Origin of the sequence: Aeromonas sp. HMWF016 (genome assembly GCF_963878195.1) — a bacterium.
In the GTDB taxonomy this organism is placed as follows: domain Bacteria; phylum Pseudomonadota; class Gammaproteobacteria; order Enterobacterales; family Aeromonadaceae; genus Aeromonas; species Aeromonas lacus.
Window position 1 is genome coordinate 37,762 of the sequence record NZ_CAWNWX010000042.1, and the last position, 22,673, is coordinate 60,434.

The 22,673-nt window shown below is 58.2% G+C and carries 16 protein-coding genes; 8 read left to right on the top strand and 8 right to left on the bottom strand.

Translation table 11 applies throughout. The features are described from left to right. Window positions 1–384 precede the first annotated feature (384 nt). Window positions 385–3,402, top strand: coding sequence for a ribonuclease E (rne, locus tag AACS24_RS06260; protein WP_108570564.1), 3,018 nt, complete (start codon window positions 385–387; stop codon window positions 3,400–3,402). A gap of 872 nt (window positions 3,403–4,274) precedes the next feature. Here the strand turns inward: rne and AACS24_RS06265 are convergent. From AACS24_RS06265 to apbC, 4 genes are all read right to left on the bottom strand, one after another. Then, entirely contained in the window at window positions 4,275–5,744 is a 1,470-nt protein-coding gene (locus tag AACS24_RS06265) for an inorganic phosphate transporter (protein WP_033113655.1), read from the bottom strand. 396 nt (window positions 5,745–6,140) lie between these two features. Beyond that, a complete protein-coding gene (gene dcd / locus AACS24_RS06270; protein WP_005336719.1) occupies window positions 6,141–6,722 on the bottom strand; it encodes a dCTP deaminase in 582 nt (193 codons plus the stop codon). A 63-nt stretch (window positions 6,723–6,785) separates the two neighbouring features. Continuing rightward, window positions 6,786–7,430, bottom strand: coding sequence for a uridine kinase (gene udk / locus AACS24_RS06275; RefSeq protein WP_005345570.1), 645 nt, complete (start codon window positions 7,428–7,430; stop codon window positions 6,786–6,788). 110 nt (window positions 7,431–7,540) lie between these two features. Further along, on the bottom strand, window positions 7,541–8,623 hold the full coding sequence (gene apbC / locus AACS24_RS06280) for an iron-sulfur cluster carrier protein ApbC (RefSeq protein ID WP_108570565.1): 1,083 nt from the start codon (window positions 8,621–8,623) through the stop codon (window positions 7,541–7,543). Window positions 8,624–8,809: 186 nt separating this feature from the next. Between apbC and metG the strand changes: the two genes are divergently transcribed. Continuing rightward, a complete protein-coding gene (gene metG, locus AACS24_RS06285) occupies window positions 8,810–10,843 on the top strand; it encodes a methionine--tRNA ligase (RefSeq protein WP_031227580.1) in 2,034 nt (677 codons plus the stop codon). Between the two features lie 97 nt (window positions 10,844–10,940). Here the strand turns inward: metG and AACS24_RS06290 are convergent, their stop codons facing one another. Next, window positions 10,941–11,699: a CHAD domain-containing protein gene (locus AACS24_RS06290; protein WP_108570566.1), complete on the bottom strand. Its 759-nt coding sequence runs from the start codon at window positions 11,697–11,699 to the stop codon at window positions 10,941–10,943. 15 nt (window positions 11,700–11,714) lie between these two features. Next, on the bottom strand, window positions 11,715–11,987 hold the full coding sequence (locus AACS24_RS06295) for an acylphosphatase (protein WP_033113652.1): 273 nt from the start codon (window positions 11,985–11,987) through the stop codon (window positions 11,715–11,717). 82 nt (window positions 11,988–12,069) lie between these two features. Here AACS24_RS06295 and AACS24_RS06300 point away from each other — a divergent pair, with 82 nt between their 5' ends. The 6 genes from AACS24_RS06300 to AACS24_RS06325 all read left to right on the top strand — a co-directional run bounded on the left by AACS24_RS06300 (window position 12,070) and on the right by AACS24_RS06325 (window position 19,561). Beyond that, window positions 12,070–13,500, top strand: a complete 1,431-nt coding sequence (locus AACS24_RS06300; protein WP_108570567.1) for a methyl-accepting chemotaxis protein — start codon at window positions 12,070–12,072, stop codon at window positions 13,498–13,500. 110 nt (window positions 13,501–13,610) lie between these two features. After that, on the top strand, window positions 13,611–14,804 hold the full coding sequence (locus AACS24_RS06305) for a class I SAM-dependent methyltransferase (RefSeq protein WP_025201720.1): 1,194 nt from the start codon (window positions 13,611–13,613) through the stop codon (window positions 14,802–14,804). A 345-nt stretch (window positions 14,805–15,149) separates the two neighbouring features. Then, window positions 15,150–16,334 carry an acyltransferase family protein gene (locus AACS24_RS06310; RefSeq protein WP_108570568.1) on the top strand — a complete coding sequence of 395 codons (1,185 nt, stop codon included), beginning with the start codon at window positions 15,150–15,152 and terminating at the stop codon, window positions 16,332–16,334. A 410-nt stretch (window positions 16,335–16,744) separates the two neighbouring features. Continuing rightward, entirely contained in the window at window positions 16,745–17,782 is a 1,038-nt protein-coding gene (gene selD, locus AACS24_RS06315) for a selenide, water dikinase SelD (RefSeq protein ID WP_108570569.1), read from the top strand. Continuing rightward, window positions 17,779–18,894, top strand: coding sequence for a tRNA 2-selenouridine(34) synthase MnmH (mnmH, locus tag AACS24_RS06320; RefSeq protein WP_108570570.1), 1,116 nt, complete (start codon window positions 17,779–17,781; stop codon window positions 18,892–18,894). The genes selD and mnmH overlap by 4 nt, the downstream gene beginning before the upstream one ends. Window positions 18,895–18,916: 22 nt before the next feature. After that, a complete protein-coding gene (locus AACS24_RS06325) occupies window positions 18,917–19,561 on the top strand; it encodes an MBL fold metallo-hydrolase (RefSeq protein ID WP_108570571.1) in 645 nt (214 codons plus the stop codon). 178 nt (window positions 19,562–19,739) lie between these two features. On the opposite strand, the gene rnd is transcribed toward AACS24_RS06325, so the two are convergent. Both rnd and fadD read right to left on the bottom strand, forming a co-directional pair. Next, the gene (gene rnd / locus AACS24_RS06330) at window positions 19,740–20,852 is read right to left on the bottom strand and encodes a ribonuclease D (RefSeq protein WP_108570572.1); all 1,113 of its coding nucleotides are present in this window, start codon (window positions 20,850–20,852) and stop codon (window positions 19,740–19,742) included. A 98-nt stretch (window positions 20,853–20,950) separates the two neighbouring features. Beyond that, complete coding sequence (gene fadD / locus AACS24_RS06335; protein ID WP_108570586.1) at window positions 20,951–22,627, bottom strand: long-chain-fatty-acid--CoA ligase FadD; 1,677 nt, start codon at window positions 22,625–22,627, stop codon at window positions 20,951–20,953. Between the last annotated feature and the right edge of the window lie 46 nt (window positions 22,628–22,673).

Consider the following 22,673-nt stretch of genomic DNA (forward strand, 5'->3'; position numbering starts at 1 on the left):
CTTGGCTGCTGGTTTGTTGAAAAATGGCGCCTTGCTATAAAAGAGGTTTAAATGGGATAATAAACAAGGTTTTGTCATTGTGTTCAAGCCTTGTACTAAGTGGCCAAAAAGTATGCCACCCAATCCCGATACACCGTGTCTAGAAGAACATGACGGTTCCCGGGTGCGAGGTACAACGCATGGAGAACACAAACATCACCGTTTATTTGTCTCCATTTCGGCATCCTTATTCATCTCTTCTCGAGAAAAGATGACCAGAACGCCCTTAGTTTGCGCCTCATGCATACCCCAACCGGGAGGTTGCCACAGTATGCTGAAGACCCGAGGCCGGCGCTGGCAGGACCCAGATGGAGGAAATCAAAATGACACAATAATGAGAACTCAATGAAAAGAATGCTTATCAACGCAACTCAAGAAGAAGAGTTGCGCGTAGCGCTGGTTGACGGACAACAGCTCTACGATCTGGATATTGAAAGTCCGGGACACGAGCAGAAGAAAGCGAACATTTACAAGGGTAAGATCACCCGCGTAGAACCCAGCCTTGAAGCTGCTTTTGTCGACTACGGCGCCGAGCGCCACGGTTTCCTGCCGTTGAAGGAGATCGCCCGCAATTACTTCCCCTCCGGTTACTCCTATCAGGGTCGTCCCAACATCAAAGAAGTGGTCCGTGAAGGTCAGGAAGTTATCGTCCAGATCGACAAGGAAGAGCGTGGCACCAAGGGTGCAGCCCTCACCACCTTTATCAGCCTGGCAGGTAGCTACCTGGTACTGATGCCCAACAACCCCCGTGCCGGTGGTATCTCCCGCCGCATCGAGGGTGATGAGCGGACTGAACTGAAAGAAGCCCTGAGTGGATTGACCGTGCCGGAAGGCATGGGCCTGATCGTACGCACCGCCGGTGTGGGCAAGTCTCCGGAAGAGCTGGAGTGGGATCTGAACGTGCTGCTCAACCACTGGGACTCCATCCACAAGGCCTCCCAGGAGCGCGCTGCGCCGGTGCTGATCCACCAGGAAAGCAACGTCATCGTGCGTGCCATCCGTGACTATCTGCGTCGCGATGTGGGCGAGATCCTGATCGACAATCCGGTGATTTTCGAACGTGCCAAGGCCCATATCGAGCTGGTACGTCCCGATTTCCTCAACCGTGTGAAGCTGTACAAGGGTGAAGTTGCCCTGTTCAACCACTTCCAGATTGAGAGCCAGATCGAATCGGCCTTCCAGCGTGAAGTGCGCCTCCCCTCCGGCGGCAGCATCGTTATCGATCCGACCGAAGCGCTGACCTCCATCGATATCAACTCCTCCCGCGCCACCAAGGGCGGTGATATCGAAGAGACTGCGCTGCAAACCAACTTGGAAGCGGCCGACGAAATTGCCCGTCAATTGCGTCTGCGCGACCTGGGCGGTCTGATCGTTATCGACTTCATCGACATGACGCCGGTTCGCCATCAGCGCGAAGTGGAAAACCGTCTGCGTGAAGCGGTTCATCAGGATCGCGCCCGCATCCAGCTGGGCCGGATCTCCCGTTTCGGTCTGCTGGAGATGTCTCGCCAACGTCTGCGTCCCTCCCTCAACGAATCCAGCAGCCATATCTGCCCCCGTTGCCAGGGTCAAGGCGTGATCCGTGACAACGAATCTCTCGCCCTGTCCATCCTGCGTCTCATCGAAGAAGAGGCCATGAAGGACAACACCGAGCAGGTTCACGGCCAAGTGCCGGTGGATGTTGCCGCTTATCTGCTTAACGAGAAGCGTGCTGCCATCGCCAGTCTGGAACAGCGCAATGATGTCCGTGTTTACATCATTCCGAACCAGCATCTGGAAACCCCGCACTACGAAGTGACCCGCATTCGTCAGAACGAGATCCCGGAAGCGGCCAGCTATGAGCTGAAAACCGAGATTGCCAAGCCGGTCTACCAGCCGAAGCAAGCTCAGGTGATCGAGCGTGAGCAGCCGCTGCTGCAAGGCTTTGCCCAGCCGACTCAACCCGCGCCAGTTGCAGCACAGCAGCAGACAGCCCCGGCCATTGCCGCTGCACCTGCCGAAGCAGGTTTCTTCAGCAAGCTGATCAAAGGTATTACCGGCCTGTTCAGCAGCGATGCAACCCCTGCCGAAGTAAAAGCTCCGGCTGATAAACCGGCTACTCGTGAAGCACGCAAGGAAGAGGGTCAGCGTCATCAGCGCGAAGAAGGTCGTGGCCGTGGTCAGCGTCCTCGTCGTGACGACAACCGTGGCAATCGCAACAACGCGGAAGCTGGCGAGAAGCGTGAAAATGGCAACCGCGAAGGTGGTGAAAACCGCAATCGCCGTCCGCGTAAAGAGCGCGAGCCCCGTCAGGAACGTGAAGTTCGCACTGAACAGCGGATGGAGCGTGAACCCCGCGAAGCGCGTCAAGAACGTGAACCCCGTGCTCCACGCCCGGCTCGTGAGCCACGCTCCCCCCGTGAGCCTCGTGCCGAGGTCGTCGTTGACGCGGTGGAAGCCGTTGATGCCATCGAACCGCGTCAGGAGAAAGAGCAGAAAGTGGCTGAGCGCCGCGAACGTCGTCAGCTGCGCAAGCAGATCCGCGTTGATGTTGCTGCGAGCGACACCCCTGCCCTGCCTGTAGTGGAAGAGGTTCAGGTTGCAGCTGTTGAGACTGGCGACCAGGACGAGCAGGCCGAAGGTCAGCGCCGTTCCCGCCGCACTCCGCGCAGCCAGCGTATCGAAGGCCAACGTCGCAAGCGCATTAATGAAGAAGCGCGTAGCCAGCGTGATGAAGAGCAGCAAGTTGAACCGACTCTGACTACCGCCGCCCAGGCAGATATCGCCAAAGCGCAGGTTGAAGAGCCGGTAGTGCCTGTTGTCACCATCCCGAGCGCTGAAGCTGTCGCTGCAGCCCTGCAAGCCTCTGCTGCACTGACCGAACATGTGGTTGTCGAAGCTGTTGCTGAGGAGTCAGCTGAACAGGCTCATGCAGTACAGACCGAAGTTACAGCAACACCTGTCATTGAAGCTGTTGAAGTGGCAGCACCCGCGGCCGCAGTAGTCGTTGAAGCTACTCAGGTTGAGATTGCACAAGCTGAACAGCCGGCTGAAGTTATTGCCGAAGCTCCGGTAGCCGCAGTTGAAGCAGTTGAGGTCACCGAAGCAGTAACTGCAGACCTTGTTGCTGAAGAGCCGGTAAAAGTTGTAGCTGAAGAGACTCCCGTAACCGTTACCAAACAGGTTAAGCACGGTGCAGGTCTGTTGGCCCGAGCTCGCAAGGCATCTGCGCCGATGGCAACCCCTGCCGAAGCCCCTGCCCTGCCAGCTCGTGAACCGGTGGACTACCCGCCTCTGGTTCGTGGTGAAGTAGTTAGCTCTGGCCGTCACGGTGGTAGTACCGCAGCAGTCAATGTAGCTTCCTGCCCGGCAGGTCGTCCTTAATAGTTCTGTTGTTGGAACAAGCAAAGAGCCACACATTGTGTGGCTCTTTTTTATGGGCGATATTCACGTAATTATCAGTTCTTGGTTTATTCCCTTAAACCTAAAGACTTACTAAGTTTTCTACTTGAATACTATTTATTCGAAATATGGCCACAAAAGCTGAAGTTACAAACTAGTTTGTTGGCATACAAAACTCATTGGTCATGCGCCTAATAGTACATCTCTCGTTCTAGTTCCGACTCATTTTTGCCGAGTCGCTGATTACAGCTTGAACAGTCAATGTTATTTAGATATCAGGAATCTATCCACTATCCAGATTAAGTCCGCTCCACATAAAACCACAATCCGACTTACATCAGTTATAGCGTTACAGGTTGAGCTAAATCCTATTCTCAGGTTCACAACGCTGCAAATGCGGCATCATGTAGTCGTATATTTTGTAGCGGTAGTTTTCTGGCTGGAAATACTGTTATCCTTCCCCTCTGCTAATTACATGTACCAACCAAATAACCCAGGTTCCTGTGAATAGAAAACACTGATGCTGATTGGAAAGCGCTTGGCTACGGCTCTCTTGCTCATGTCTAAGGACGAAAGACTATCTATTGACCGGATATCGCAGGATAACGCGAGCTGCGATAAACACCGAGCAGGGTTGTATCTAACAAACAAAGAGCAACACTGTGTGGCTTTTTGCTTGTACCAAGAACGAGATATCCCTCCCCCACCCTACTTGTTAGTAGTCGCTCTACATAATATCAATCTGAATTAGCAAGGTGCTACAGGTCCTAATCGATAGGGAAAAAAGGGTATGGAACTCATGTCGAAATAAAAAAGGGCCCGAAGGCCCTTTGATATATAAGTGTTTGAAAACATCATGAGAACAGATGGTGACTGATGATGAACAGGCCACCAGAGAGCAGCATGGTCAGCGGCAGGGTCAGCACCCATGCCATCAGGATGGTCTTGATGGTCTGGCTTTGCAGGCCTGATTTGTTGGCCACCATGGTACCCGCTACCGCAGAGGAGAGGATATGGGTGGTGGATACCGGCATGCCGGTCAAACTAGCCACACCGATTGAAGTAGCCGCAGTGATCTGGGCAGCGATGCCCTGACTGTAGGTCATGCCAGTGGTACCGATCTTCTCGCCCACGGTATGGACGATACGACGCCAGCCCACCATGGTACCGCAACCCAGCGCCAGTGCGATGGAGACGATAACCCAGGTCGGAGCATATTCAGCGGTCGCGGTCAGATCCTTGCGCCATTTGGCCAAGTCGGTCAGCTCCTTCGCTGGCAGTGGCAGCTTGGCTACCTTGCGAGCAGTATCATCGATACAGAGCAGCAGACGACGCACTTCACGGCGATCGGTCAGGCTCATCTCTTCATAGGTACGTACAGCACCAAGACGGGAATCCAGAGTGTTCATTGCCTGCAGCACGCTGTCTGCGGAACAGTGAGTCATCAGCTCTTCTTGCACAGTAGAAGCTGAGTTGAAATTGATAACACCACTCACCGCATCCTGATTGCGCTTGTAGATTTCCATGATGCGCTGGTTGGCATCCTGGGTACGGTCCAGATCGTAAGAGCGGCTATTCATGTCCAGCGCGAAGTAGGCTGGCGCCATGCAGATGAGTACCAGCATGACCAGACCGATACCCTTCTGGCCATCGTTGGAGCCGTGCACAAAGCTGACACCCATCGCAGAAGCAACCAGAGTGAGGCGAGCCCAGAATGGCGGGTGCTTCTTGCCATCAACAAGTTGACGCTCTTCCGGGGTCTTGTGGATCTTGTTGCTGGTCCAGATTCGTTTCATAACCAGCAGCAGCAGCGCTGCCACGATGAAACCGATGGTGGGGGAGATGATCAGGGAGAGCATGATGTCAATCGCCTTGCTCACGTTGATCCCTTCAGTCACCGGCTTGTGGCTGATCCAGGCATAGGCACCGCCAACCCCCAGAATGGAACCGATCAAGGTATGTGAGCTGGAGGCCGGTATCCCGAAGAACCAGGTACCCAGATTCCACACGATGGCGGAAAAGAGCAGCGAGAAGACCATGATCAACCCTTGGGTGGAATCCATCCCAAGCAGCAGGTCGATGGGCAGCAGATGGACGATGGCATAGGCCACACCCAGACCGCCAAACATGACACCGAAAAAGTTGAAGATCCCTGAAGCCACAACCGCCAGGTGAGCGGGCATCGCTTTGGTGTAGATAACCGTTGCTACCGCGTTGGCGGTATCGTGAAAGCCATTGATGAATTCATAGGCAAGCACAAAAAAAACGGCCAATACCAAACCGATTGACCACCACAAACCCAAACCACTAAACATTTCAAACATAAAAAAAAGCCTGTTTATGAGTTGCGGCGGATTATGCCAGATGGCGGCCAACACCATAGCTATCCGTGAAATATTTCAGCCATAAAAAAAAAGAGCTTTTTGGTAAAAAATATCTTACAGCCAGTAACCATGCGGCTTGCCAGAGATTAATTAAAGCGAGCAATTGTTGCCAGCAAACAACAAAGTTGCTGACAATTCAGCCAACAAACGTCCATTTCAGCCCCCTTTTTCACCCCCACCAGGCATAAAAAAGCATAAAAATATCGTTTGCCAACCATTCTCATCCGACCAGCCAGGAGCCATCCGTATCTTCACAGCGCCCGCTCGCCTGTAACATAACCAAAAAAAGAGGAGCCACAGCGTGCTCCTCGTTTTCAATCATGCCTGCGGGCAGCATCAATCCTGGTTGATACGGCTGGCGACAGCCCCCTGCTGGCTCTTGTACTTGGCATTTTCCCGCTTGTTGTAGGGACGTGCCGCGACACCGGAGAGCATCTCGAAGTTCAAGGCGCCGATCTTCATCTTGGGGCGCAACGCCAGCGGCAGTTTGCCGCCGTTGTAGAACTCCAGCACGATGCGACCGGACCAACCCGGATCGATGCGGTGCGCGGTCACGTGCACCATCAGACCCAGCCGCGCCAATGAAGAGCGGCCATCCAGCCAGCCGACGATATCTGCCGGCAGGGTGACTGATTCATAGGTCACGGCCAACGCCAGCTGACCCGGGTGCAGATAGAAGGCTTCACCATCCGGGATGTGGATCTCGTCGCTCATTACCCGATCGATGGCATCGGCCATCTCGCTGCTCGGGCCGCTCAGATCGATATAGGGAGCGGTATGATCGCGAAATACCCGAAACTCGTTACCCAGCAGCACATCGACACTGACACCACTGATCCGCTCTACCCCGGGCCGTGGCTCAATGACGATCTTGCCTTCATCCAGATGGCGTTCAATATCGGTATCACACAGACGCATTGGGCGACTCTCCTGACAAATTGTGCTTTTAAAAAAGCCGGGCATCACCCGGCTTGTTTCATCTTAACCAATCAACATGTGACGAATACGCGCCTTGAGCATGTCGATGGCGATGCGGTTCTTGCCACCACGGGGCACGATCACATCGGCATACTGTTTGGACGGCTCGATAAACTGCAGGAACATCGGACGCACCGTCTTCTGATACTGCTTGAGCACGGAGTCCATGGTCCGGCCACGCTCCTGCACATCACGCACAAGTCGGCGAAGAAGGCAGATATCGAGCGGGGTATCCATAAAGATGGAGGCATCCATCAGATCCCGCAGACGGCTGTCGGTCAGCAGCAGGATCCCTTCCAGAATAATCACCCGGCGCGGCGCAAACGGGGTTACTTCGCTCATCCGGGTATGTTCGGTGTAGGAGTACTGGGGAATGGCGACCGCATCACCTTTGACCAGCTGGCTCAGGTGCTGTACCAGCAGGTCGTGATCCAGCGCGTTGGGGTGGTCATAGTTGGTTTTTACCCGTTCTTCCATGGTCAGGTGGGTCTGATCACGGTAGTAGCAATCTTCGGTGATCACACCAATCTGACCTGCGCCCAGTTCGGCCACCAGCTCTTCATAAATGGTCTGGGCGATAAGACTTTTGCCAGACGCAGATGCGCCCGCAATACCGATGATCACACACGAATGTTGAGTATCAGACATGACAAATACCTAAAAGAGAAGAGCAGTGGGGATGGTTTAAACCGATCCATTATATAAAAAAGGGTGGGTCATGCCCACCCTCAAATCCCCTTCAGGTGACCGACAGCTGATTATTCATCCAGCGCGACAGTGTAAAGCGGGGTCGCAATCGGTTTTGCGCTGAAAAAGAGCTCAGCCCCCACCCTGCGCGCCAGCTTCAAATAAGCCTGAGCCAGGCTGCCTTCCGGCGAACTGAAGACAGTCGGGCAACCATCATCCATATGCTGGCGGATGTCGATGTGCAGCGGCAGCTGACCAAGCAGTGCCACTTGATACTGCTCTGCCATCTTCTGGCCGCCACCGGTACCGAACAGCGGCTCATGGTGGCCACAGGCGCTGCAGACGTGGTAGCTCATGTTCTCGATGATGCCGAGTACCGGCACATTGACCTTGTGGAACATGGCTATCCCCTTGCGGGCATCGGCCAACGCCACATCTTGCGGGGTGGTGACGATGACCGCCGCCGAAGTGGGAACCTGCTGCGCCATGGTGAGCTGGATATCACCGGTGCCCGGCGGCATGTCGACCACCAGATAATCCACCTCGCCCCAGCGGGTCTCGTGGAGGATCTGCGCCAACGCCTTGCTCGCCATCGGGCCGCGCCAGATGGTGGCATCCTGCTCGGAGACCAGATAGCCGATGCTGTTGCTCTTGAGGCCGCAGGCCATCACCGGCTCCATCAGCTTGCCGTCATGACTGACCGGGCGCTCCTTGAGGGTGCCCATCATGGTGGGGATGGAGGGGCCATAGATATCGGCATCAAGAATGGCGACCCGCGCCCCCTCTTTTTGCAGCGCCAGTGCCAGATTGACAGCCGTGGTGGATTTGCCCACCCCCCCCTTGCCGGAAGCAACGACGATGATGTTGCGGATCCCCTGCACGGCATTAAGCCCCTGCGCCCGCGGCATACTGGCAACATCGATCTCCAGTGCCCAGTCGATACGGGAGGCGCCGGTGGCAGCGCGCAATCTGGCGTCGAACTCCTCCTTGAGGGTATCGAGCAGCGACAGTGCGGCAAAGGGCAACACCAGACGGATAGAGAGACTTTGATCCTTGCTGACGACATCGAGCACAAATCCGGCACCGACCAGATCCTTGCTCCAGCCTGCCGGCTTAAATTCGGCGAGGATCTGTTTTACTGAATCAATCACCATTAACTCCTCATTATCTTGTCATTATCTTGAGGTGAACGGTTACCGCACACAAATCAGTGGCTTGCCTGCGGTACAGATGGTGTATCCGGCCAAGCTCGGCACAGCCACAACCCTAGGCAGGCTACCCCCAATTCGGGTAACATGCACGGCACTCTATCATCCCAACAAGCACATCAAGAACGTAATATGGCAACTGATCCTCGTAAAATGCTGGTAACCTGCGCCCTCCCCTATGCCAATGGCTCCATTCACCTTGGCCACATGCTGGAACATATCCAGGCCGATATCTGGGTTCGTTATCAGCGAATGCGCGGTCATCAGGTGCACTTCATCTGTGCCGATGATGCCCACGGCACCCCGATCATGCTCAAGGCACAGCAGATGGGGATCACCCCGGAAGAGATGATTGCTGCGGTCTCCAAGGAGCACCAGGCCGATTTCGCCGGGTTCAACATCAGCTTTGACAACTATCACTCCACCCACAGCGACGAAAACCGCGAGCTGGCGGAGCTGATCTACGGCCGCCTGAAAAATGGTGGCTTTATCAAGAGCCGCACCATCTCCCAGCTGTTCGATCCGGAAAAATCGATGTTCCTGCCGGACCGTTTCGTCAAGGGTACCTGCCCCAAGTGCAAGTCTCCGGAGCAGTATGGCGACAACTGTGACAGCTGCGGCGCCACCTACAGCCCGACTGAGCTGATCGATCCGAAATCTGCCGTCTCCGGTGCCACTCCGGTGATGAAAGACTCCGAGCACTTCTTCTTCGACCTGCCGCAGTTTGAAAAATGGCTGGCAGAGTGGGTACGCGGCTCCGGCGCCATTCAGGAAGAGATGGCCAACAAGATGCAGGAGTGGTTCGAGAGCGGCCTGCAGCAGTGGGACATCACCCGTGACGCCCCCTACTTCGGTTTCGAAATTCCGGGCGCCCCGGGCAAGTACTTCTACGTCTGGCTCGATGCCCCTATCGGTTACATGGCTTCTTTCAAGAACCTGTGCAACAAGCGTGGCGACATCGACTTTGACAGTTACTGGAAAGCGGACTCCGACGCCGAGCTCTACCACTTCATCGGCAAGGACATCGCCTACTTCCACTGTCTGTTCTGGCCGTCCATGCTGGAAGGTGCCAACTTCCGCAAACCGACCAAGGTCAACGTGCACGGCTATGTGACCGTCAACGGTGCCAAGATGTCCAAGTCCAAAGGCACCTTCATCAAGGCATCCACCTACCTGAACCACCTGGATCCGGAGTGCCTGCGTTACTACTACGCCGCCAAGCTCAACAGCCGCATCGACGATCTGGACTTGAACCTCGAAGATTTCGTGCAGCGCGTCAACGCTGACGTGGTCAACAAGCTGGTCAACCTCGCCTCCCGCAACGCCGGCTTTATCGCCAAGCGTTTTGGCGGCAAGCTGGCAGCAACTTGCGCCGAACCCGAGCTCTACGCCGAGTTCGCCAACGCCCGTACTGCCATCGCCGAGGCTTATGAGAGCCGCGAGTTCAGCCGTGCCATCCGCGAAATCATGGCGCTGGCCGACAAGGCCAACCGCTATGTGGACGACAAGGCTCCCTGGGTCATCGCCAAGCAGGAAGGGGCAGATGCCGAGCTGCAAGCGGTCTGCTCGGTCGGCATCAACCTGTTCCGCGTACTGATGGCCTACCTCAAGCCCGTCATGCCGCTGCTGGCCGAGCGTGCCGAAGCCTTCCTGGCCGAGACCCTCAGTTGGGATGGCATCGAAATGCCGCTGGTCGATCACACCGTTGCGCCGTTCAAGGCCCTCTTCTCCCGCATCGAGCCGGCCAAGATCGAAGCCATGATCGACGCATCCAAAGAAGACTTGGCCAAGGAGCAGGCACCGAAAGTGAGCGGCCCGCTGGCTGATGACCCCATCAGCGAAACCATCACCTATGACGACTTCGCCAAGATTGACCTGCGCGTGGCGCTGATCAAGAAGGCCGAAGCGGTACCGGAGGCCGAGAAGCTGCTCAAGCTGCAACTGGATATCGGCGGCGAGACCCGTCAGGTGTTTGCCGGCATCAAGTCCGCCTACAACCCGGAAGATCTGGAAGGCAAGCTGACCGTGATGGTAGCCAACCTGGCGCCGCGCAAAATGCGTTTCGGCATGTCCGAAGGCATGGTGCTGGCTGCAGGCCCGGGCGGCAAGGATCTCTGGATCCTGGAGCCGCAGGAAGGCGCCCAGCCAGGTATGCGCGTCAAGTAAGCGCATCGACCCGATAAAAAAGAGGCCTGTGGGCCTCTTTTTTCTTTTAGTCTCTGCGACTCTGCGGATTGCTCCCATTGAGCATCCAGCAGGATGGTTAGAGCGGGCTATCCAACATCGCCACCTTGAGCCCCACCAGTTCCGCCTGCTGGTAATCGAGGCGGCGCAATCGCGTCACTATCTTGCGCTTGAGTTTCTGCCTCACTCTGCGCTGCCGCTTGTTTCCTTTCAGGGCTCGCCGCCACTGCCGCCAATCCTGCAACTGGCCGAGTTGCTCCTGCCAATGACCAAAGGCGCTGACCCACTCCGCCTCCCCCGCCCCCAGCTCCAGCAGCAACTCGGCACCGTAGCGCGCCTGTTTTATCTCAAGGCGCAGATGATGCCAGCGACGCAGCTGCTGGCGATGGGAGACGTTACCGACTTGGTTCTCATCAAGTCGGCTCAATGCAGCATCGAGGCGGCGGGCAAGGTGGCGCCGGTAGTGACGAGCCAGCCCTGAGGTATCGGGAATTTGCTCTAATTCATCCAGCCAGCGGGCAAGCAAGCCCGAAAAAAGGGGAACCGTCACCTTGGGCAAGACGACTATGGATGACGCGCCAAAGCGCGCGGCATAAACCTGTGCATCACGCAGGGCCGAGAGTCGGCCAGTGGCCCGCTGCAGCCGTCGTTCCAGTGTTGGATGACAAAGGGCGGGTCGCCACAATGCGAGCAGCGCCTGCATGCGGCGCGCGGCGATGCGGTAACCATGGACATGGGGCTCGCTCGCTTCACGGCGCACCGCGCGAGCGGCATGGCGGTAGCTGGCAACCAGTACCCGGGCCTGCGCCAGCAAGGGATCACGCGTATCAGCAGTCATGATGTCCCCGGCAGATCAGTTGGTATGAAAGCCCTGACCGCTCGGCGGCAGCGCCTCTTCATATTCCATCCGGGTCACCCTGGCAGTGCGCGGGCCATGTTCCAGCCAGCCCAGCATCATCTGTACCCCCTGCGTCGGCCCGCTGATGAGGATCTCCACCGAGCCATCCTCCAGGTTGTAGGCATGGCCGCGCAGCCCCAGCTGCAAGGCACGCTCGCGGGTGAAATAGCGAAATCCGACCCCTTGCACCTGCCCCCACACCCGAATGACAAACGATTGCTCTCCCATTTCTCACACCTTCTGCTTAAGAAAAAAATTCCCGAGACGATAATGTGCCCGACACTCTATCTCTGCAGGATGCAGCTCCATTATGAAAGAAGTTAAATTCCGGTGGGTTGACCGCTATCTCATTCACCTCACCATCAGTGAAAAATTCCACATCGCCTTCTGGCTTCCCTTGCTGATCATCGCCTTTCTCAGCTGGTATCTGCTGGCAAACAGCCACGAGCAGGAGATAAAACTCAAGGTTGAGCAGTTGCAGCAGCGGGTCGAGACCACCGCACAACTGGTCAGCCAGCAGCCAACGCTCACTCTGCCAGCCGATCTGCGCATCCAGCCACAAGGGGTGAGCGGGCTCGAGCAACAGGGCGATCGCTACCGCTTCACCGCACCAGCGGGTCAGGCTGGCTATGTGACCGGCGAGCTCGACACCAGTACGTCCTCAATGTGGGATGATCAGGGCACCACGCTCACCATGATTGGCGCGCTGGCGGCCCTGATGGCACTGGTGATCCACTACATGATGACCTTTGTCTCCGGCGCCCTGTACTCCACCAACAAGGCGCTGCAAACCGTGGCCGACGGCGATCTCACCTTTCGCCTCAACTTCTTCCCGGTGCGGGACGAGTTCTCCACCCTGGCGGGCAGCATCGACCGCTTTACCGATCGCCAGCACCAGATCGTCAAGCTGGTCGAAGAGTCTGCCGAGGCGCTGACCATGGCCGCCGACGAGTTTCGCGACCACGCCAGTGAAGGCGAAAACATGGCGCGCGCCCAGCGCCAGCACATGGATTCGCTGGCCACCGCCATGGAACAGATGTCAGCCGCCATTCGCGAAGTGGCGCGCAATGCCAACGACACCCTGCAGCAGACCCGTCAATCGAGCGAAGAGGCGGCCAATGGCGCCAACCGGGTGGCCCGTACCATAGAGGCGATCCGCACCCTGGCCGACGAGATTGGCAATGCCTCCGGCGCGGTCGAGCGCCTGACCCACAATGCCAACCGCATCAACGAGGTGGTAAGCGTCATCAACGCCATCTCCCAGCAAACCAACCTCTTGGCCCTTAACGCCGCCATCGAAGCGGCCCGCGCCGGTGAGCAGGGGCGCGGCTTTGCGGTGGTGGCCGACGAAGTGCGTACCCTCGCCAGCCGCACCCAGCAGGCAACGGTCGAGATCCAGAAGATGATCGAAGAGCTGCAAGCCGGCACCGGGGCGCTGAACGACATCATGGAAAAAACCGTGGGTCGCGCGGCCAGCAGCCAGCAACTGATCAGCGAGGTGGGGCTCGATATCGAAAAGCTGAGCAATCACAGCGATGCGGTGCTGGAGATGAGTACCCAGATCGCCACCTCCAGCGAAGAGCAGAGCTCGGTGGCCGCCGAGATCACCCACAATCTGGATCAGGTGCGCCACGAAGCGGCGCAAGTGGAAGCCTCTGCCAGCGCCTCAGTAGCTGGCACGCAAGGGCTCAAGGCCACCGCCAGCGAGCTGACCTGGGCACTCAAGGGGATCCGGATCTGATCAGTCAGTCACATCCGGTTCGGGCACGCTGATGCACCGGGCCGTTTGAGTTTTACCTGCGGGCCACATAGAATGTGGCCCCTTTTCTTTTGACCATCTGGCAAACATCCATGAGCGCTTCCATCTATCTCGTCAAAGGCCGCGAAAAATCCCTGCTGCGTCGCCACCCCTGGATCTTCTCCAAGGGGATCGAGCGGGTTCAGGGCAACCCTATTGACGGCGATACCGTCGAGATCCTCACCCATGACGGCAAATGGCTCGCTCGTGGCGCTTGGTCGGGCAGCTCCCAGATCCGTGCCCGGGTCTGGACCTTCGACAAGGATGAAACCGTCGATCTCGACTTCTTCATCCGTCGCCTCAAATACGCGCAAGAGTCCCGTGACGGGCTCATCAAGCGTCAGGGGCTCACCGGTTATCGCCTCTGCGCTGCCGAATCCGACGGTCTGCCGGGTCTGACCATCGACCGTTACGCCGATTTTCTGGTGTGCCAAATTCTCTCCGCCGGTGCCGAATTCCAGCGCGAGCTGATAACACAAGCACTGCGTACCCTCTACCCTGAGTGCAGCATCTATGAGCGCTCCGATGTGGCAGTACGCAAAAAGGAAGGGCTGAAAGAGCGCACTGGCGTCATCTATGGCGAGACCCCGAACGAGCCGGTCGTCATCGAGGAGAATGGCGGCGTCAAGATCCTGGTAGACATTCGCAACGGCCACAAAACCGGTTTCTATCTGGATCAGCGTGACAACCGTCAGGCTGCCGCCAAGTACACCGAAGGCAAGCGCGTCCTCAACTGCTTCTGCTACACCGGCGGTTTTGGCGTCTATGCCCTCAAGGGCGGTGCCAAAGAGGTGGTCAACGTCGATCTCTCCCAGAATGCGCTGGATATCGCCCGCCAGAACGCCGAGCTGAACGGGCTGGATACCAGCAACACCCAGTTTGTCCGTCACGACGTGTTCAAGCTGCTGCGTGAATATCGCGAGAAGGGCGAGAAGTTCGATGTCATCGTGCTGGATCCGCCCAAGTTTGCCGAGAGCAAGGCCCAGCTGCTGGGTGCCTGCCGTGGCTACAAGGACATCAACATGCTGGCGTTCCAGCTGCTGGCGCCGGGTGGCGTGCTCTTGACCTACTCCTGCTCCGGCCTGATGGAGCAGAGCCTGTTCCAGAAGATCGTCGCCGATGCAGCGCTCGACGCCGGTCGCGATGCCCAGATCCTGGAGCTGCTCTCCCAGGCCTCTGATCACCCTATCGGTACCGCCTATCCGGAAGGCTTCTACCTCAAGGGTCTGGTGGTACGCGCCCGCTGATCGGCAACCACCCTCCTCTTGTGATCAATCAGGCCCCTTGCGGGCCTGATTGTTTTGCTTAACGCCTATAGACCTGACCCTCGCTCCGATGACCACACTATCTGCTTTTATTGGGGTTCTCTCTCCTCCTCTTCCCTCCCTGCATCCCACGCCTGCATTTGTTTAAATTTGTTTGCACAAGAACTGCACATTCATGATTTAAATCACACCCGTATGACTCTCTTTTCCGTAGTGTGATCCCGCCTGCGGCAACCAAGCCGGGGCAACCGTCCTATCAGAATTGATGGACGGTACAACAACAAAAGTCGATGTCAGGCCAAGCTGAACATCACAAGGGATCCCGTTATGAATCAATCATTGCCGCTGTTAACGCCGCTGCGGGGCATCGCTGCCCTGATGGTGGTACTGTTCCATGCCCGCTTACTGCTCTTTCCCCAGTGGATGGAGTCGATCGCAGGCCACACCCAACTCATCGAGAATGGCTACCTCTGGGTCGACCTGTTCTTTATTTTGAGCGGCGTGGTGCTGGCCCATGTCTATGGGGAGGCCTTCACCCGCACGCCCCGCACCGTGAGCTATGGCCGCTTTCTCTGGCTACGGCTGACCCGCGTCTACCCTCTCTATCTGGTGACCCTGCTGCTGCTGGTCGGCTGGGAGCTTTACAAGGCGCAGCATGGGGTGGGCTTCTACGCCGGCCCCTTGTTCAAGATGTGGGAGTGGGAAGGGATGCCCCCCTTCGGCTCCCCCTTCACCCCGGCCGAAGCGTTGCCGAGCGCCTTCCTGCTGCTGCAGGTGGTGACCGACCACGGACTGACCTGGAACTTCGCCGCCTGGTCGCTGAGCGTAGAGTGGATCAGCTACCTGCTGTTTCCGCTGCTTATTCCGCTGGCGGTCACCCGCAGTCGCTGGAGCCATCTCGCCCCCCTGATGGCGCTGACGGTGCTGGCCTTTATCGTGCACAGTCGCGGCACCCTGGATGTCACCAGCGGGGCGCTGGCGGTGGGGCGCGGGGTGAGTGAATTTGTGCTCGGCCTCTGGCTGCTGCCGAGGGTCAAGGCCGCGAAAGGCTTGCCCATGATGAAACATGATCTGCCGCTGCTGGTTGCCTTTGTACTGCCCTTCGCGCTGATGCAGTTCACCATGACGCCACCACTGACACTGCTGCTGATCGGCTCCTACGTGCTGCTGATCTGGATTTGTGCCGCTCAGGGGGAGCGCCAGAGTCCGCTGCTGCGCCTCCTGGATAACCGCTTCACCAACTGGCTGGGGGATCTCTCCTACTCCATCTATCTGCTCCATGCGCTGGTGCTGCTCACCGGGTGCGAGCTCATCCACTATCTGGCACCGGGGATCACCGAGTGGTGGTATGGCCAGACCAACCCGCTGCTGGGGGTAGTGGCAACCTTGCTGATGCTGGCGGTGCTGATCGGGCTCTCGGCGTTGAGCTACAACCTGCTGGAGCGGCCACTGCAACGGCGCCTGCGCCGCTTGGGCAAGGCTCGCCAACCGATGCTGGAGCAAGCCGGCTAATCTGCTTTCGCCAGCTGATTGCCCCGCAGAGGCTAAGCCAACCTCTGCGGGGCAAATCCACGAGTGCTCTCCCCTCTGCCGATAACTGAGCGGCTCACGCCAGCGCCCTCCTCCCTTACCTTCCACCCGCCAATCCCCTTCGCTTTGTGTGAATTCCTGTTCGAACCGAAGGGGGCATTTGTGGCATAATGCCCTGTCCTGTGGCCCTTGGCGGGGCTGTGTTGGCGCATCTGTCGCCTCTTTTTCCCCGTCCTACCCGGCAGCCCTGCGTGACTGCCTGACATCACTGCTTCCAGAAGCAGCCAAGGCCACCTATTTTTGCGGCTCTTTACATGACGGTAGATGGCCGCGCATTGACCAAGATGGCTCCCGCAGAGCCTCTGCACACGGTGCACAAACAAGGGGTAAGTATGTCTTCCATTCGTCTGACCCAATACAGCCACGGTGCTGGCTGTGGCTGCAAAATCTCTCCCAAGGTGCTCGACACCATTCTCACGAGCCAGATCCCGGGCTTCAACGACCCGACCCTGATCGTTGGCAACAGCAGCAAGGATGACGCGGCCGTGGTCGATATCGGCAACGGTCAGGGCATTGTCTCCACCACCGACTTCTTCATGCCCATCGTCGATGACCCCTTCACCTTTGGCCGCATCGCCGCCACCAACGCCATCAGCGATATCTACGCCATGGGCGGCAAGCCTATCGTTGCCATCGCCATCCTCGGCTGGCCCATCAATACCCTGGCGCCGGAAGTGGCCCAGCAGGTGATCGACGGTGGCCGTCAGGTGTGCCATGAAGCGGGGATTTCGCTGGCCGGTGGTCACAGTATCGATGCCCCCGAGCCCATCTTCGGCCTCGCGGTGACCGGTATCGTGCCCCTCGACGCCATCAAGCAGAACGACACAGCCAAGGTGGGTGACACCCTCTATCTGACCAAGCCCCTTGGTATCGGTATCCTCACCACCGCCCAGAAGAAGGGCAAGCTGAAGCCTGAACACGATCAACTGGCCCCCAACGCCATGTGCACCCTCAACAAGATCGGTCAACGCTTTGCCGAACTGCCGGGTGTTCACGCCATGACCGACGTGACCGGTTTTGGTCTGGCGGGCCATCTGCTGGAGATGTGCGAAGGATCCAATGTCAGCGCCCGACTCGACTTCAAGGCGCTGCCGCTGCTGGACGAGGTGGATTACTACCTCGCCGAGGGCTGCGTCCCGGGCGGGACCCTGCGCAACCACGACTCTTACGGCCACAAGCTCGATGCCATGGACGATCGCACCCGCAACATCATGTGCGATCCGCAAACCAGCGGCGGCCTGCTGGTTGCAGTGAGCAAGGAGAGCGAAGCCGAGCTGCTCGCCATCGCGCGCGAAGCTGGCCTTGCGCTCTCGCCCATCGGCCAGATCAAGCCCCTTGAGGGCACCCGCTATATCGAGATTGTCCAATGAGTGAATTGCCACTGGCCACGGACTACGCCCAGATTTTTTTAGGCGATGTGCCGTTGATTGATGTGCGCGCCCCCATCGAGTTCAAGGAGGGGGCCTTCCCCTGCTCGACCAGTCTGCCCTTGATGACAGACGATGAGCGCGCCCAGGTGGGGACCTGCTTCAAGAAGCAGGGTCAGGCCGCCGCCATTGAGCTTGGACACAAGCTGGTGGGGGGAGCAGTACGTGCCGAGCGACTCGAAGGCTGGCTGGCGCAGTTGCGCCAGCAGCCCGATGCCCTGCTCTACTGCTTTCGCGGCGGCCTGCGCTCGCAAACCGTACAACAGTGGCTGGCTGAAGCGGGGGTCACTCGCCCCCGCGTCGCCGGTGGCTACAAGGAGCTGCGCCGTTTTCTGATCGACACCCAGGACAAGGCCTCTGCCGAGTGTCACTGGAGCGTGCTGACCGGCATGACCGGCTCTGGCAAGACCCATATGCTCGATCAGGTGACCCAAGCCGTGGATCTGGAGGGGCACGCCCACCACAGGGGCTCCTCCTTTGGCCAGCTGCCCGGCGGCCAGCCCAGCAACATCAACTTTGAAAACAACCTCGCCATCGAACTGCTCAAACGCCGCCATCGCGGCGAGCAGGCCTTCGTGGTCGAGGATGAGAGCCGGCTGATTGGCCGCTGCTGCCTGCCCCTCTCCCTCCATGAGGCCATGAGTCAGGCACCGCTGGTAGTAGTGGATGTACCGCAGATCGATCGGGCCGAGCAGATCCGTGAAGATTACGTGCACGATCTCTGGCTGCGCTATCAAGCCATGTATGGCCAGGAAGCCGGTTGGCCGCTGTTTGCCGCCTATCTCACCGATGCGCTGGCTCGCCTCAAGCGCCGCCTCGGCGATCAGGCCCACCGCGAGCTGGATGCCCTGATGCAGACCGCTCTCACCGAGCAGGAAAAGAGCGGAGATACCGCGCTGCATCTGGCCTGGATCACGTTGCTGCTGACCCGTTACTACGACCCCATGTATCTCTATCAGCTTGGCAACAAACAGGAGCGCATCGTGTTTCGCGGTGACAAGCAGGCCTGCCTCGACTATTTCGCCGAGCAACATGCCAACGCGCTGCGCTGCTGACCCATCCCAAGAGAGGAACTCTATGTTGAAATTCGAGGTGATCCCGGTCACCCAGTTCGCCCAGAACTGCTCCCTCATCTGGTGTGACGAGACCCATCAGGCGGCCCTGATCGACCCGGGCGGCGAAGCGGACAAACTGCTGGCCGCCATCGCCAAACGCGGCCTGACCCTGACCCATATCCTGCTGACCCACGGTCATCTGGATCACGTTGGTGCTGCCGCCGAGCTGCGGGAAAAGACCGGCGTCGCCATTACTGGCCCCCACAAGGAAGACGCCTTCTGGCTCGACATGCTGCCCCAGCAGAGCCAGATGTTCGGCTTCGCCCATACCCCCGCCTTCACGCCGGATCGCTGGCTTGAGCAGGGTGACAAGGTGCAGCTTGGCCAGTGCGAGCTGGAGGTCTACTTCTGCCCCGGCCACACCCCGGGCCATATTGTGCTGCTGAGCCAGGCCGAAAAACTCGCCTGGGTTGGCGACGTGCTGTTTGCCGGCAGCATCGGCCGCACCGACTTCCCCCGTGGCGATCACGCGACCCTGATTAAGTCGATCACCGAGACTCTGCTGCCCCTTGGCGACGAGATCGTCTTTATCCCGGGCCACGGCCCCAGCTCCACCTTCGGCCGCGAGAAGGCGAGCAACCCCTACCTGACCCAGCCTATCTGGTGATCAAAAAAGGCAGCGGTTTCCGCTGCCTTTTTCACTCTTCCCCTATTTCCGCTAGCACCAGCCAAATTGATCGCTTGGCCAGATCGGCCACCCCATCATTCCTCTCTCTGAATGTCGTCCAATAAAAAATCCCCACCCGAGGGTGGGGATTGATTCATAGGTGCAACAATAAGTTCGCTTATTGTTCCAAAAGGTGACCTACCAACTCATGGCGCCACCCTTGCAGCAGCATGGGTTTGTCGGCACGGGCACGCTCCGCATCTCCCATCCGCCAGTTCCAGGTGAAGTACTGGTGGATGATCTTCTTGCTGGCAATCAGCTCGGGCGGAATGTTGCTCGCCTTGGCCTTCTCCTCCACCAGCGCCTTGATCCGCTTGAGCTCGCCCTTGTACTGGGGATAGTCCACCAGCCGGCGAATGGGCTCGGGCCAGCTGTCAGGGTCGCTCTGCTGCGCCTTGGCAACGATATCGAGCATCCGCTTGCCGTGGATCTTGATCTCGATAGGCGAGAGGCCGAGCTCGTTGAGGTCGCGCAGGGAAGCGGCACGGCGCTCCGCTACCTTGAACAGGTGCAGCTCTTTCACCACAAAGTTGAGGGCCAGATCGCGGCGTACCGCCTCCTGCTGGCGCCAGGCGGCCAGTTCACGCAGGATGGCCAGCTCACGCCGCCCCAGTTGCCAGGCATTGACGATATCGAGATAGGCTTGACGGGGATCGCTGCCCTGGGTCTTGCGGGCGGAGTGGTTTTGGCACTCCTGTTCGAACCAGGCAAACTTGCCGCTTTCCCGCAGTTTGGCCATCACCTTCTCGTAGAGCGGCATCAGGTAGAATACGTCAGCCGCTGCATATTCAAGCTGGCGCGGGGTCAGCGGGCGGGCCAGCCAGTCGGTACGGGCCTGATCCTTCTCCAGCTCCACGCCGAGGAACTCCTTGACCAACGCGCCGAAACCGACCGATACGCCGTGGCCGAGGAATGCGGCAGCCAGCTGGGTGTCGTGCATCTGGTTGGGCAGATGGCCGGCCTGATGCTGGATCAGCTCCAGATCTTCACCGGAGGCGTGCAAAATGGCAATCTGCCCTGCCCGACCAAGCCGCTGCCAGAGCGGAGCCAGATCGAGAGTGAGCGGGTCGAGCAGCGCCAGTTGCTGGCCGTCGTAGATCTGAAACAGGCCAAGCTGGGGATAGTAGGTGCGGGTGCGAACGAATTCAGTATCGATAGCCAGGGGAACGTCGGCCAGAGAAGCGAGATACTGCTCAAGTTCGGCTTGCTGAGTGATAAGTTGATATTGCATCTGTGCCTGCGCGGTTGATCAGGGCCAAAAAGAAAAAACCGTGGGATGACCCACGGTTTTGCATCACTGCGGCACACCAGAAAGCCCGGTGCAGCGCCTTACTGCTTGGCAATCTCCTCGTCACGCAGTACGCGGCGCAGGATCTTGCCCACATTGGTCTTGGGAAGTTCGTCACGAAATTCTACCAGTTTCGGCACCTTATAGGCAGTCAGATGTTTGCGGCAGTGGGCAATAATCTCGTCCTCCTGCAGCTTTGGATCTTTCTTGACCACAAAGATCTTCACCAGCTCGCCGGAGACCTTGTGCGGCACGCCGACTGCGGCCACCTCCAGCACTTTCGGATGGAGCGCCACCACATCTTCGATCTCGTTCGGATAGACGTTGAAACCGGAGACCAGGATCATGTCCTTCTTGCGATCGACGATCTTGAAGAAGCCCTGTTCGTCGCACACAGCGATATCACCGGTACAGAGCCAGCCATCCTGCATCACTTCGGCAGTAGCCTCGGGACGCTGCCAGTAGCCGACCATCACCTGCGGGCCACGCACCTGCATCTCGCCCGGGGTACCGAATTCGTGGATCACCTGACCGTTGTCATCCACCAGACGGATATCGGTGGAGCAGACCGGCAGGCCGATGGAGCCGTTGTAATCGCTCAGATCGTAGGGGCAGACGCTCACCAGCGGCGAGCACTCGGTCAGGCCGTAACCTTCCAGCAGCGGGGTGCCGGTCAGTTTCTTCCACTGCTCCGCCACCGCGCGTTGCACCGCCATGCCGCCACCGATGGTGAGCTTGAGCTTGTCAAAGGCGATGCTCTGAAACTCGGCATTGTTGACCAAGGCGTTGAACAGGGTGTTGACGCCGGTGATGCAGGTGAAGGGGTACTTCTTGATCTCTTTGACAAAACCCGGGATATCGCGCGGGTTGCTGATGAGCAGGTTGTAACCACCAAGGCGCATAAACAGCAGGCAGTTCACGGTCAGCGCGAAGACGTGGTAGAGCGGCAAAGCGGTGACCACGAACTCCTTGCCCCGCTCCAGCATGGGGCCATAGACGCCAAGGCACTGCTCGACGTTGGCAATCATGTTGCGGTGGGTCAGCATGGCTCCCTTGGAGAGACCGGTAGTACCGCCGGTGTACTGCAAGAAGGCGAGATCTTCGCAGGCGATCTCCGGCTTGATGTACTGCTGATAACGCCCTTTGGCCAGCGCCTGGCGCATGGTGGTGGCGTGCGGCAGGTTGTATTTGGGTACCAGCTTCTTGACGTATTTCACCACGAAGTTGACCAGGGTGCCCTTCGCCAGACCCAGGTTGTCCCCCATGCGGGTCAGGATGACGTGCTTGACCGGGGTGTCGTAGACCACTTTTTCCAGGGTATGGGCGAAGTTGGAGACGATGACAATGGCCTTGGCGCCGGAGTCCTTGAGCTGGTGCTCCAGCTCGCGCGGGGTATAGAGCGGGTTGACGTTGACCACTATCATGCCGGCACGCAGGATGCCAAACACGGCGATGGGGTATTGCAGCAGGTTCGGCATCATCACCGCGACCCGATCACCCTTCTCCAGCTTCAGCTCGTTTTGCAGGTAGGCAGCAAAGGCGCGGGACTGCTCTTCCAGTCGGCGGTAGGTGATGGTCTGCCCCATGTTGACGAAAGCGGGCTGGTCGGCAAACTGGCTCACTGAGGATTCAAACATCTCGACCAGCGAGCTGAACTGCTCCGGATTGATCTCGGCGGGGACCCCTTGTGGATAACGCTTGAGCCAAACTTTTTCCACGAACTTCTCCTGCATAACTAGCACCTGTGCGCTCACTCTGTTGCCT